Source organism: Helicobacter mehlei (genome assembly GCF_003660265.1).
Classification (GTDB): Bacteria; Campylobacterota; Campylobacteria; order Campylobacterales; family Helicobacteraceae; genus Helicobacter; species Helicobacter mehlei.
The window spans coordinates 48910-61858 of record NZ_QXQP01000003.1; the positions used below are offsets into that span (position 1 = coordinate 48910).

The 12949-nt window shown below is 45.1% G+C and carries 13 protein-coding genes; all 13 read left to right on the forward strand.

Going from position 1 to position 12949, the window contains the following annotated elements; translation table 11 throughout:
- The first annotated feature begins 88 nt into the window (after positions 1–88).
- On the forward strand, positions 89–856 hold the full coding sequence (locus EAO36_RS01680; RefSeq protein WP_120948085.1) for a TatD family hydrolase: 768 nt from the start codon (positions 89–91) through the stop codon (positions 854–856).
- Positions 857–1969: a lytic transglycosylase domain-containing protein gene (locus EAO36_RS01685; RefSeq protein WP_120955620.1), complete on the forward strand. Its 1113-nt coding sequence runs from the start codon at positions 857–859 to the stop codon at positions 1967–1969.
- On the forward strand, positions 1953–3089 hold the full coding sequence (locus EAO36_RS08965) for a septal ring lytic transglycosylase RlpA family protein (RefSeq protein ID WP_328588032.1): 1137 nt from the start codon (positions 1953–1955) through the stop codon (positions 3087–3089). Before EAO36_RS01685 ends, EAO36_RS08965 begins: the two co-directional genes overlap by 17 nt.
- 3 nt (positions 3090–3092) lie before the next feature.
- Complete coding sequence (locus tag EAO36_RS01695) at positions 3093–3671, forward strand: hypothetical protein (RefSeq protein WP_235852229.1); 579 nt, start codon at positions 3093–3095, stop codon at positions 3669–3671.
- 11 nt (positions 3672–3682) lie between these two features.
- Positions 3683–4213, forward strand: a complete 531-nt coding sequence (gene lptA / locus EAO36_RS01700; protein ID WP_120948088.1) for a lipopolysaccharide transport periplasmic protein LptA — start codon at positions 3683–3685, stop codon at positions 4211–4213.
- Entirely contained in the window at positions 4200–4835 is a 636-nt protein-coding gene (gene yihA, locus EAO36_RS01705; protein WP_120948089.1) for a ribosome biogenesis GTP-binding protein YihA/YsxC, read from the forward strand. The genes lptA and yihA overlap by 14 nt, the downstream gene beginning before the upstream one ends.
- Positions 4822–5280, forward strand: coding sequence for a hypothetical protein (locus EAO36_RS01710; protein WP_235852230.1), 459 nt, complete (start codon positions 4822–4824; stop codon positions 5278–5280). Before yihA ends, EAO36_RS01710 begins: the two co-directional genes overlap by 14 nt.
- On the forward strand, positions 5261–7033 hold the full coding sequence (gene mrdA, locus EAO36_RS01715) for a penicillin-binding protein 2 (RefSeq protein WP_120955621.1): 1773 nt from the start codon (positions 5261–5263) through the stop codon (positions 7031–7033). Before EAO36_RS01710 ends, mrdA begins: the two co-directional genes overlap by 20 nt.
- Before the next feature lie 330 nt (positions 7034–7363).
- Positions 7364–8041 carry a radical SAM protein gene (locus EAO36_RS01720; protein ID WP_162983241.1) on the forward strand — a complete coding sequence of 226 codons (678 nt, stop codon included), beginning with the start codon at positions 7364–7366 and terminating at the stop codon, positions 8039–8041.
- A complete protein-coding gene (locus EAO36_RS01725; protein WP_120948092.1) occupies positions 7993–8427 on the forward strand; it encodes an SPASM domain-containing protein in 435 nt (144 codons plus the stop codon). The genes EAO36_RS01720 and EAO36_RS01725 overlap by 49 nt, the downstream gene beginning before the upstream one ends.
- Positions 8411–9055, forward strand: coding sequence for a DUF4097 family beta strand repeat-containing protein (locus EAO36_RS01730; protein ID WP_120948093.1), 645 nt, complete (start codon positions 8411–8413; stop codon positions 9053–9055). Before EAO36_RS01725 ends, EAO36_RS01730 begins: the two co-directional genes overlap by 17 nt.
- A gap of 488 nt (positions 9056–9543) precedes the next feature.
- Positions 9544–11388 (forward strand): methyl-accepting chemotaxis protein, encoded by a 1845-nt coding sequence (locus EAO36_RS01735; protein ID WP_235852231.1) that lies wholly within the window; start codon positions 9544–9546, stop codon positions 11386–11388.
- Positions 11389–11474: 86 nt separating this feature from the next.
- Positions 11475–12923 carry a glutamate decarboxylase gene (locus EAO36_RS01740; protein WP_120948094.1) on the forward strand — a complete coding sequence of 483 codons (1449 nt, stop codon included), beginning with the start codon at positions 11475–11477 and terminating at the stop codon, positions 12921–12923.
- Positions 12924–12949 lie beyond the last annotated feature (26 nt).

Genomic DNA, 12949 nt, shown 5'->3' on the forward strand with positions numbered 1-12949 from the left:
CTTAAAGTGTCCTTTTTTGTGGCAAAATTTAGGCTATATCGCTTGAGATTATAATATAATAGAGCTTTTGATTGTGTAAGGGAGACATATGTTGATTGATACCCATTGCCATTTGGATCACGCCCTCTATGAGTCTGATTTACAAGAGGTCTTAGAGAGTGCTAGGGAGGTGCATGTCAATGTGGCCATTATCCCGGGGGCTGATCCACAGGATTTAAAACGCGCCATCGCCTTGAGCGAGAGGCATGCGGGACTTTATTTTGCGGTGGGTGTCCATCCATTAGATCAACAAAGTTTTGATTTGGGTGTTTTAAAAGAGCATATCCAGCACCCTAAATGTGTGGCGGTAGGTGAGTGTGGGCTGGATTACCACCGCCAAGAGAGCCAAGCAGATTCCATCAAGCAAGCCCAACAAGATATTTTTAGGGCACAAATTGGATTAGCCCTAGAGTATTCTAAGCCCTTGATCGTGCATATCCGCGAGGCGAGCCTAGATGCCTACCACATTTTAAAAAGTTACCCCAATCTTAGGGGGGTTTTGCATTGCTACAACGCCGATGAAGTGTTGCTGGATTTAAGTTCTTGTTTTTATTTTGGCATTGGTGGCGTGGCGACTTTTAAAAATGCTAAAGATTTAGTGGGGGTTTTGCCTAAAATCCCCCTAGATCGCTTGTTGCTAGAAACCGATGCGCCCTACCTAACCCCCCATCCTTTTAGAGGACAACGCAACGAACCCAAGCATATTGCCCTAATTGCCCAAAAAATAGCCCATGTGCTGGATCTAGACCCTAACACCCTAGCGCAAATCACCACCCGAAACGCCCAAAACCTCTTTGGTTGCTTAAGAGCGTCCTAAATGAAAAAATTAAACCTGATCAGCCTGTTCTTGGCATTCTGTCTGGGCAACCCACTTAGTGCCCACTCTTTAGTTAATAATGTATTGAATTTAAAGCCCTTAAACGCCTTTGGGGTCGATGGGGAGTTTTTAGCGAGCGTGGATAATACCCAAACCTACCAAAATATCCAGCAAACTTTGAAGGGACTCATCAAACATTACGATGCCAATGGGGTTTTTATCCCCACGATTAAAAGCATGCTCATCCAAGCCAATATCCCCGTAGAGTTTTTGTTTTTGGCGATGGCTGAGTCGCATTTTGCTACAGATGCCAAGAGCGATAAAAAGGCGGTGGGGATTTGGCAATTCATTCCCGAAACCGCCAAAATGTTAGGCTTAAAGGTTAATCGTTATATCGATGAGAGACGTGATCCCATCAAAAGCACCCAAGCAGCTATTAGTTACTTCCAAATGCTCTACAAGCAAACCGGGCAATGGTATTTGGTAGCGATGGCATATAATTGCGGTCCGGGTCGGGTGTTGCAAGCCATCAAAGAGGCTAGGAGCGATGATCTGAATATCTTACTTGACGAGGATAAAAAATTCTTGCCCAAAGAGACTCGCAACTATATCCGTTCCATTTTGAGCTTGGCGGTTGCCTTTAGCAATATCGATGCGTTGGAACACAAAGAATATCTGCTGAATCGCGGATCACGCGTGGCACTAGCCAGTTTGGAAATTCAAGGGGGGACTTTATTAGCAAAGGTGGCCAAAGGAGCTAGACTCTCTTTGATTGAACTTAAATCTTACAACCACCAGTTTAAATATAATTTCCTCCCCATTGGGCAAAAAAGCATGGTTTATATCCCCTATGAGAATTTGGCCTATTTTAGGCAACACTACACGCCCAGCAAAGACATTGCCAGCAATTTCATTAGCCACAAAGTCAAGCCCAGAGAAAGCCTCTATTCCATTGCCAAAAAATTCCATATCAGTATTGAGATGCTCAAAATGGCAAACAACTTAAAAGGCTCGTTTTTGAGCCGTAACCAACACCTCATCATCCCGATCCTCAAAAAACAACCCTCTGAAAAAAGTGGTCGAAAAGTGGCGCAAAATGAATTTATCCAATAGGCTCTTAGGACTGGTGTGTGTGTTGTTTCTAGCCAGTTGCAAACAAACCCCCTCCACCCCCCGCACACCACCCCCCAGTGCCAAATCCCATGAAAGTCTATGGGCTTATAAAGATGCTAGAAACTTCGGTGGGGCACGATCCAACGCCCCTTCTTACTCCCCTAACACGCCTGCTTACTCCAATGAGCCTTATAGCCCACCTGTTAGCCAAACCCCTAGCCGCTCCTACCAGCCCCAACCCAGTTTCCACACCACCCCCCCAAACACGCCTAGCACCCCTAGTGTCTCTAGCACCCCCAGCCCCAAACCTCCGCTCAGTTCTACACCCCCCATCACTAAAACCTCCCCTAGCGCACCTCTCCCGCCCACAACCGCTAAAGTTACACCCCGATCGCTCACGGGGGGCATGATTGATTCAGAGGCGATGCAAAGAGCCACCATGCGCCCTTATAAGGTGGGTGGAAAGACCTACTACCCAACAAAAGTCGCTGTAGGGCAGACCTTTGATGGGTATGCTAGCTGGTATGGCCCCAATTTCCACGCTAGAAAAACGAGTAATGGCGAGACTTATAACATGTACGCCCACACCGCCGCCCATAAAACCCTACCCATGAATACCATTGTCAAGGTTACCAATAAGGATAACAACAAAAGCACCATTGTGCGGATCAATGATCGAGGTCCCTTTGTGCCTAACCGCATCATCGATCTCTCCAACATCGCCGCTAGGGATATTGAAATGGTGGGCAAGGGGGTTGCTCCTGTCAAACTGCAGGTGCTAGGGTTTGGGGGGGTGGTCTCCAAGCAATATGCTAAAACTCTAAACATCCCCCAAAACCACACCCTCCAAAAAGAATTTAAAGTCGGTCCCACCCAACAAAGCTACAGCGGTGGGGAATTTTCGTTGCAAATGGGGGCTTTTAGGAATAAAGAGGGGGCACTCAAGGCACAACGCAATTGGCAAGCCAAATTAAAAAAGGGGCATAAAATCCGCATGGTAGAAGGAATCAAAGACAACCAGCCCATCTACCGCGTTTTTATCAGCGGCTTTAAGAGCGAAGAAGAGGCAAATGACTATGCCAAACACATGTCCCAACCCACGATCTTGGTGCGTGAATAATTTGTGGGACGGCTCAACTCAATTTGGATTTTTTTTATTTCTTTAAGCGTGGTGATGGTGGGCTTGATTTTGCTTTTTTTAAAACCCCAGCCTAGTCTCTCAACCAAAGGGGGCGAGTTTGCTAAAATTGAGGTGCAAAAATTCCACGCTTTCCAAACAAGCACCGCCAGCACCGATTTTAAGATTGAAGGGAGCAGAGCATTGCAATATAGCGATCACGAGGTGCTCTATGATTTTACACTCAGCAAGTTTGACCCCCAAACCCACACCCAAGAGCACGCTAAAGGAGAAGTGGTGGTGCGTAAAAAGGATCTTTACACCTTCCCTAAGGGCGTTCTTTACACAACCAGCAATAACGAAAGTTTTTGGAGTCAAAAAGGCACTTATGATCACAGCAAACAGACTTTTGATGGGCACGGGTATTTTTACTTGAGTGCGCCAGAGGGAGATGTGAAGGGCGATGACATCACCTACAACCATGTGGCCAAAATCTTGCGGGCTAAACACATCCACGCGGTTATCAACCTAGAAAATACCCAACAATCCTCAAGAAAATCACCCACAGGGGATTTGCCATTTTAAGATTATTCTATTTGCTGGTGTTAGTGGGGCTCTTAGGTGCTGTGCCCCTCAAGGAGACTTTGGAGATCACTGCTGATAAATTTTTAGCCAATGAAAAGAAAAGAACCACCATCATTGAAGGGCATGTTTTCATCAAAAAAGGGCAGGACACCCTCACGGCTGATAAGGTTGTGATCTACACCAACCAAAAACGCAAACCCATTAAATACGAGGCGATCGGGTCGGTCAAATTCCACATTGTAACCCAAGATGGCCGCCATGTGGAGGGGCACTCCGATCGCTTGATCTATGATGCAATCAAGCGTGAATACCGCCTCTTGCAAAATGCGGTGGTCAATGAAGTGGGCAAGATCAACTCCATTAAGGGCGAAGAGATCATCTTAAATAATGTGAGCGGGTATGCAGATGTGGTGGGGGGCAAAGACAAGCCGGCTAAATTTATCTTTGATATGGAGGACATCCAAAAAGCCAACGAGCAAGAAAAGGCCAAAAAAGCCAAACAAAAAGCCCAGCACTCCAAGGAATCCCATGCCCCCCATTAAAGTCCTGCAGAGTCAATTTTTATGTGCGGCCAGTAAGCTAGAGCATTGTCCGCCGATGCACCTACCCGAAGTGGTGTTTCTGGGGCGTAGCAATGTGGGTAAAAGCACCCTAATTAACAAGGTGTTGCAACAAAAAATTGCCAAGAGCTCGGCCACCCCGGGTAAAACCCAAACAGCTAATTTTTTTGACACTAGATGGCAATTAACACACCAAGTCTTAAAATTTCATTGTATCGACTTACCCGGTTTTGGGTATGCCAAAGTTTCTAAGAGTTTGCAACAAGAATGGGGGGTTTTTTTATGCAATTTGTTAAAAACACGTAGTAGCATTAAGCTTTTCTTGCACCTTGTGGATGCACGGCACCCCAACCTTGCCCTCGATCAAGAGGTCGCGTGTTTTTTAGATCAGTTAATTGCCCCCACCCAACAAGTGCGCCGGATTTACACCAAATTTGATAAACTCAATGCCAACCAACAACACGCCCTTTGGCACAAAACCCCCAACTGCCTAGCCACTTGCTTAAAAACAACTGACATTTCTGCTAAATTTGGCTCTTTAGATGCGATCCAAATGGCGATCATCGAGGGACTTTTTGGGATCAAAACTGATGAAAATACTTAAATTCAAGCACTATACCCGCTGGATCGCCTATGGGCTGGGCTTTTACTTGTATAGCAATTTAAAAGACCTTTATTTGTTTTTACCCCCCATGATTGGGTTTTTATTTGCCTTTTACCGCATGCTCAGTGCCCAAGAGGACCAACAAAACGGGTGGATGCTCTACATCTTTTTTTGTCTGCTCTGCATTGAAGCCATCCACCTAGAACCCTTGGGGGTTTTGATTTTGCTCTTCATCCTGTACGATAAGATCGTGGTGCATTGGCTTTTGAACATGTTTGCAGACAACCCACTAGGTGATGCCCTCCATATTTTTGCAATCTATGCGATTTACTTTGTGATTCTGTCTTTCTTGAATCAAAATAGTGTCGAAATGCTCCGCTATCTAGTGGGTTATAGCCTTTTTGAGTTTGTGCTCTGGAGGGTTTATGTTAAGTCTCAGGTATAAATTCGTCTTAGGGTTTTTATTCCTAGTTTGGGCATTGTTATTGCTCAAAATCTTTATTTTGACAATCAAGACCAACGACTACTTTGAGCGACTCGCTTTGCGCAACATGACCAAAAAAGAAATCTTAGTGCCCACCCGGGGACTGATCATGGATCGCAACCACGAATTGCTCGCTATTAACCAACTAGGTTTTAGCATCGCCCTCCCCCCCTCTTTAAAAAAAGCCCAACTGCAAGCCCAGCTTGCGTATTTAAAACACTACTTCCCCGATTTAAACCCCACCGACGCGCTCGAGGATTACCAAAAACAAAATTCCCGCTACAACCACAATGCCATTATTATCTTGGACTTTATCCCCTATGACCAAATGCAACCCCTCTATGCCAAGCTCACCCAAAACCCACATATCATTATCAATGCGGCAAACAAGCGCTACTACCCCAATAACGCCCTAGCCGCACATGTGATCGGGTATTTGAGTGCGGCTAACACCCAAGACCTCAAAGAAAACCCCAAGAGTCAATACACCCACACCATCGGCAAGACCGGGTTAGAAAAAGAATATAACGACTTTTTGCAAGGTGAGATGGGTTATAAGCTAGTCAGCGTGAATGCGCTCAATCAAGAATTGGAAGTGTTGGAGAAAAAGGAGCCTCAAACCAATAATGATCTCATTTTAAGCCTCGATAAACGCTTGCAACACAAGGCAGACACGCTGTTTATCGACAAACGGGGCGCAATTATTGTCATGGATGTGCATACTGGGGAGATTTTAGTGGCTGGGAGTTATCCGGAGTATAACTTGAACGAATTTATTGGGGGTATTAGTGTGGCTAATTGGAAAAATCTGCAAGATGATATCTACAACCCCTTGTTAAACCGCCTCATCAATGGGCTTTACCCGCCCGGCTCGGTGGTGAAAATGGGTTCAGCCTTGAGTTTCTTAGAATACCTACCCATCACGGAAAAAACAAGTGTTTTTGCACCCGGTTATATTGAAGTGGGGAAACGCAAGTTTAGGGATTGGAAAGCAGGGGGGCATGGCGAAACCAATCTTTATAAGGCGATCAAAGAATCTGTCGATGTCTATTTTTATAAATTTTCTTTAGATATATCCATTGACAACCTCACCAAAACCTTCAGGAAACTAGGCTTTGGGAAAAAAACCGGGGTGGATTTGCCCAATGAGTTTGTGGGAATCTTGCCCGATCCGAGTTGGAAGATGAAACGCTTTGGGGCGATGTGGAATGTGGGGGATACGCTGATCACCTCCATTGGTCAGGGCTCTTTTCTAGCCACGCCCATGCAGGTGGCTAACTACACTGCACTAATTGCCTCGGGCAAACTCCCCATCCCTCATTTTTCCCTTAAAGAACATCCCAAGCCCCAGGATGTTTTAGATGGGTTACAAAAATCCAAACTCCCCTTCTTGCGTGAGGGGATGTATGGGGCTTGTAGCACCCCCGGGGGCACAGCCTATAAAAGCACGCGTGGGACGAAGGTGGCTTTAGCATGCAAAACGGGTACTGCCCAAGTGGTGGGGATCGATCAAAATACCCAAGTGCGCATCAAAGAGAGTCAAATGGAATATTTCCACCGCTCACATGCGTGGATCACCGCCTTTTTGCCCTACAAAAACCCCCAATATGCCATCACCATTTTAGTCGAACATGGCGAGGGGGGGAGCAAAAACGGCCCCATTCTTAAAGAGATGGCAAACGCGCTTTTAGAGTTGGGCTATATTAAACCCTAACTTAAGGATTTTGAGTAAAGAATTATGCTAGGGTTAAGCCACTAAAAGGAAGGACTTTAAAAATGAATTACCACCAACTGCTCAAACAAGTGAGTATCTTAGATAATCGGGGGGGAACTCTACCTCTATAATTGGTTCAATGACATCGGTGTTTCCATTGAGCCAAGATACATTGCAGAGCTAACCAAGCACCAAATCGCCTTTACTGAAGACTTCCCCGCTCAGCACCTCGAATTTTTAAGCCAAAGTGCTTTTCTAGTTGATGAAGCCTTTTTAAAAGGGTTTTACAAACAAGAATTTGGCAAGCAGATTCAAAAAGAACAAAATGAGTTGCATTTAATCTTGCTCCCAGCTGGGGATGCGTGCAATTTCCGCTGTGTCTATTGCTATGAAAACCACGAGGACACCGCTCGATTTAAACAGCTCCACAGCGATAAAATCTTTGAGCTCATCGCGCATAACCAAGACAAGCGCATCCGCATCGAATATTTCGGGGGTGAGCCCCTTTTAAACCTCAAATGGATTTTAGCCTTTCAAGAGAGAATTGCCCATATCAAACACACTGCTTCTATGACCACCAATGGCTATCTTTTGAGTCAAGAGAACATGCAAGCGTTGGTGCAACGCAATGTCAAAGCCTTTCAGATCACCATAGACGGGCTTAAAGAACAGCATGACAAAATGCGCCCCAAATGTGGCGGGGGCGGGAGTTATGATCAGATCATGGGCAATATCAAGGCGATCAGCGCGCTTAAAGAGCACTTTTACATCATGTTGAGGTGTAACTTCAACCAACACAGCTCTAGTCCCGAACAAAGAGCGCAATTCTTTAAAAATCTTGACTTTATCAATGGGGATCACCGCTTTGCCCTACTCTTTAGACCCATTGGGCTTTATTCTGAGGGCAATAACACCATCACGCCCGAGCGCAAGCAAGCTTGTCATAGCGGTGCGCCGATATGCAGGGCACTTGGGAGAGGGAGGCGCAAGAACAGGGCTTTTTACTAGGCGATTTAGGCATGCTTACCCAAATTGCCGGATCGGTGTGTTATGCCTCCAAGTCCTCGAATTTAACGATCAATCCTAAATTAGAGGTGCTTAAATGCACCATCGCGCTCAACCAAGAGCATAATAAATTTGGTAATTTGCAAGAGGGGCTAAAACTAGAGGCGCATAAGCTCGAGGCGTGGGAGGAGCACATCCAATTTGACCCCGCTTGTAAGGATTGTTTCTTTTTCTTCCAATGTATGGGGCGCGCCTGTGTGCTCAAAAACTACCTCAGCAAATCCAAGAAATGCCCCATTGTCCCCAAAAATGCGCCCTTTTTAGTGGAAAAAATCCGCAAACAAAAGGAAATTTTAAGAAAGGCAGTGAGCGATGGAAAAAACATTTGAGTTTAAAGCCAGCGACTTAGAAGTGAAGTTTGGCTTAAAGATGGAAATTGAAGTCTTGCCCACCGATAAAAAAGACGCGTTCGTGGTGTTTGAAAGCGATACTAGCGATTCGGATCTCTTGATCGAGCACAACGATCACAGCCTTTACATCACCACCCCAGAGGATGAGGAATTAGTCGAAGAGATTAGGGGAATCCGTAGCATTGGGGATGCCTTTGCCCTCTTAGTAAAAAAGGGCTTGCAAGGGGATTGCAAGGTTTTCCGGAGGGCTAAAATTTATCTGCCTGTTAATCACATCGCCCTTTACTTGTCTGCCAACAACGCTAAGGTGGCGGTGAATGCGCCCATAGAACGATTAGAGTTAAAGCTCAATAATGGCAGTGTCAGCGTGAAAAGCGCGATCAAAAATTTCAAGGCTAAGGTCAATTCGGGCGACTTATTCTTATATGAGCCCCTAGACACCTGCTACACCAAGGCAAATAACGGCACGATTGAACTACAAGCGGGCGTGCGCGCCTTAGAGATTAAAATCAATAATGGGAATATCCAACTAGGGCGCTCCCAACAAAACATAGAAACCTGCCAAATCAAGGCAAATAACGCCCAAATAGACGTGCAAGCGCTTTAAAACAAGCGGTTTTGTGAATGTTGTGGATTAGTTTAATCTTAAAGAAAGGAGAGAATATGCCTAAGCATTGCAAGCCTTTGGTCCGAGTGTAGCAGTGGCGATATTCTTTGTTCGTGCAACATACCTGAAGTCAACTGGTCCAAAAGGCGAGTTGGTGAGTCGCATATAATCTCCTTTGACACAAATAGAGAAAACCTAGAGACAAAATGTTGGTAGAATCACGCCAACACATTAAACCTTGTTTGTGTGAAATATGCTAGAATTTCCAAGGAATGTTGGGTGATATAGACGTGGTTATTAAGAGAATTGTCAATAACAAGCGTTTTTTAGGAGTCTTTTTTGGGTCCGCTTAATGGTTTGAAGTTACAAAGTAAAATCATATTAATCATTTCAATTCCGATGGTAGCCCTATTGTCCTTTATGTTGTGGCAATTATATAACACTTATGGCTCTTTGGTGCGCAATAAGGACTTAGCGCGCCAGTCGAGGTGTCCAAATACCTCTCTGCGCTCGTGCATGAAATGCAAAAAGAACGCGGGATGAGTGCGGGTTTCCTCTCTAGTAATGGGGTGCAATTTGCCAAAGAGCTACAAGAGCAAAGGCGGCACACAGATACGCGCTTAGAGCAACTTAAAAAATTTCTAAATTCCGCTCCGGGTTTAGATGTTGCATACATACAGACCTTGCAAAAAGAGTTGCATTTTTTAGACAAATTACCCCAAATCCGCGATGCCATGGTATCTGAGGATAAGAAGGCACTTGTGGATAGCACGATTGCCTACTTCACGCAAAGCATCGATCTCTTTTTAGATAGCGTGCTAGAATCCATTAATATCATCCATAGCTCCCGCATTGCGGATAGAATGATGGGCTATATCAGCTTCCTTTATGCCAAAGAGATGTCTGGGCTAGAGAGGGCTACAGCCAATCGAATCTTCATCGCCAATGCCCCAGCCGATCCCAATTATTTTAAATTCATCGCCTTAGTGGCCAAGCAAGAGGTTTTTACAAAATATTTCCTCTCCTTTGGGGATGCCAAGAGCGTGGCGTTTTTCCGCCAAGTCTCACAGGATTCAAGCTTTAAAGATGTGGAGGCGATGCGCCAAGCACTGATCAAAAAATACCTTGTGGGCAATTTTGGCATTAAGCCTACAATCTGGTTTGCAACCATCACAAGAAAAATCGATTTGCTCAAACAAGTAGAGGATACAATCAGCACAAACATCACAAATCTCACTGAGACTGAGATCAGCAAGAATACCCACTATTTTGTATTCTTGGCAATCTGTGAAGTGTTGCTCATTATTGTTACGACAATTTTGTCCCTCTTGGTGGTGCGCAATATTTTTAAGAGATTGCAAAAGATTAACAAGGCATTACAACACATCGTAGATAGTAAAACTTTCACCGACAAGATCGCCATTGTTACCCATGATGAAATAGGTTTGATGACCAAATCGGTGAATGTCTTCATCGAGTACATGCGCAACACCTTACAAAAAATCTTTAAGGAAGTGCAAAACAACACGGCAATCTCCAAGTCTCTAGGCACCATTTCTGCAGATTTGGACTCCAATTCCAAGCAAATCGAACAAATTAGCCGTAGTAACACGGATTTAAGCCACTCTAGCCGCCAAATCCTAGATGAGAGCATGGCGGTGTCCCTTTCTACCCGAGAGCTTTTAGAGGGCGTGCTCAAAAATGTGTCTGAAACCAAGGCAGCAGTGAGCGTGATTGATGAGCATGTCCAACGCAACAAAGCCAATGAGGAAAATGATGCCCTAGAAATGCAATCTTTATCCACAGAGGCACAGAATGTTTCAAGTGTACTGGATGCCATCACCGAGATTGCCGATCAAACGAATTTGCTCGCCCTCAATGCCGCCATAGAAGCCGCACGGGCGGGCGAGCACGGGCGGGGCTTTGCGGTGGTGGCCGATGAGGTGAGAAAATTAGCCGAGAGGACTCAAGGCAATATTACAGAGAGTGAAGCCATTGTCAAGCACATTTTGAAATCCATTGCCAAGATGAACCAAGAGAGAAAGGATAATCTGCAATTAATGCAAATTCTAGCCCAACACTCAAGCCAAATGCAAAGCCACATGAACCATCTCTCTAGCGTGATTGTGAGCGCGGTGGATCAATCCTTGATTAATCTCAACAATATCCAAAAAATCAACGCACACACCACAAGTGTTCTTGAGAATGGAGACAAAATCGCTGCCTGTGTGCAAGATTTATTAAAAATCAACGATTCGATGCAAAAATCCTCTAATGAACTCAACCAGCAAACCCTTGATCTCAATGACTTCTTAAGTGTGTTTAAGATTTAAAAACCAAAAACCGCTATTATCGATTCATGCAGGCTTGGAAAAAGCTCTCAGTTTAAAGCACATTTAAAGAAAATAGGAGACTTCTCATGTTACACAAAAAAAGTCACATCGAAAGAGATGAGGAAAAATTTGTTTTTAAGGCGGACACTTCTTCTACGCCCATTTTTGGCAGTGCGGAGAGCGATGTTTTGTTGCCCCGCGAAAAGATAGGGCAAAAGATGATGGATCCGCGCATCGCTTACCAGTTGGTGTCCGATGAGATGATGCATGATGGCAACCCCCGCTACAATCTTTGCACCTTTGTGCAGACCTATATGGAGGAGGAAGCCCGAAAAATCATGCTCGATTCCATGGCGACTAACGCCATTGATAAGTCTGAATACCCACAAACCACCGAGATTGAAAAACGCTGTGTGAATATCATCGCCAATCTTTGGAATGCCAACCCTAAAGAGGATTATTTGGGCACTTCCACGGTGGGTTCCTCAGAGGCTTGTATGTTAGGCGGAATGGCGATGAAATTTAGATGGCGCAAGAGGGCACAAGCTCTAGGCATCGACACCAACGCCAAAAAGCCAAATCTCATTGTCAGCTCGGGCTACCAAGTGGTGTGGGAAAAGTTCTGCGTTTATTGGGATGTGGAGTTGCGCGAAGTTCCTCTGAGCGATTGGCACGACCTGACCTTGAATGCGCAAAAAGCCATTGATCTTTGCGATGACTACACGATTGGGATCGTGCCCATCATGGGAATCACTTATACAGGGGCGTTTGATGACATTGTGACCTTAGATAGGTTACTAAGTGAATATAACCAACAGGCTAAAATCAGCGTGTCCATCCATGTCGATGCTGCCTCTGGTGGACTGTATCTGCCCTTTATGGAGCCGGATCTAGCGTGGGATTTTCGCCTTGAAAATGTCATCTCTATCTCAACTTCTGGGCATAAATACGGGCTCATTTATCCGGGGATTGGCTGGGTGATGTGGCGTGATAAGCAATTCTTGCCCGATGAATTGATCTTTAAGGTGGCGTATTTGGGGGACTTTGAGCCCACTTTTCAAATCAATTTTTCCCGCTCTGGCTCGCAAATTTGGGCACAATATTATTGCTTTGTGCGTTGGGGCTTTGAGGGTTATAGAGCCGTGCATGCCAAAACCCGTGATGTAGGGCTTTTCTTGGCAAGGGGCATTAAAGCATTGGGACTTTTTGACATGATTAATGGGGGTGAGAATATCCCCATTGTTTGCTGGGCGATGAATGCACAAGCGCAAGAAGAAAAACAATGGGACCTTTATGATTTAGCCGATCGCCTGCGTTTTAATGGCTGGCAGGTACCCGCTTATCCACTCCCTGCCAATTTCCAAAATGTCTCTGTGATGCGTATTGTCGTGCGCGCCGATCAGAGTATGGAACAAATGTCCTTATTTTTAAAAGACCTCAAGCAAGCGATCAAAGAGTTAGACACCGCTAAACTAGGAAAGCATAAGCGACTCTCAGAAGAGAATGGGGTCGTTCCGATGGGTTATACGCATTAGAGCATAGGGGTCTAATAAGCCTTTTT

Excerpts from the sequence above, each read along its gene's own strand:
- EAO36_RS01740 (WP_120948094.1), top strand. The coding sequence starts at position 11,475 with ATGTTACACAAAAAAAGTCACATCGAAAGAGATGAGGAAAAATTTGTT.
- EAO36_RS01725 (WP_120948092.1), top strand. The coding sequence starts at position 7,993 with ATGCAGGGCACTTGGGAGAGGGAGGCGCAAGAACAGGGCTTTTTACTA.
- EAO36_RS01730 (WP_120948093.1), top strand. The coding sequence starts at position 8,411 with ATGGAAAAAACATTTGAGTTTAAAGCCAGCGACTTAGAAGTGAAGTTT.
- EAO36_RS01680 (WP_120948085.1), top strand. The coding sequence starts at position 89 with ATGTTGATTGATACCCATTGCCATTTGGATCACGCCCTCTATGAGTCT.
- yihA (WP_120948089.1), top strand. The coding sequence starts at position 4,200 with ATGCCCCCCATTAAAGTCCTGCAGAGTCAATTTTTATGTGCGGCCAGT.
- EAO36_RS08965 (WP_328588032.1), top strand. The coding sequence starts at position 1,953 with ATGAATTTATCCAATAGGCTCTTAGGACTGGTGTGTGTGTTGTTTCTA.
- EAO36_RS01710 (WP_235852230.1), top strand. The coding sequence starts at position 4,822 with ATGAAAATACTTAAATTCAAGCACTATACCCGCTGGATCGCCTATGGG.
- EAO36_RS01685 (WP_120955620.1), top strand. The coding sequence starts at position 857 with ATGAAAAAATTAAACCTGATCAGCCTGTTCTTGGCATTCTGTCTGGGC.
- mrdA (WP_120955621.1), top strand. The coding sequence starts at position 5,261 with ATGTTAAGTCTCAGGTATAAATTCGTCTTAGGGTTTTTATTCCTAGTT.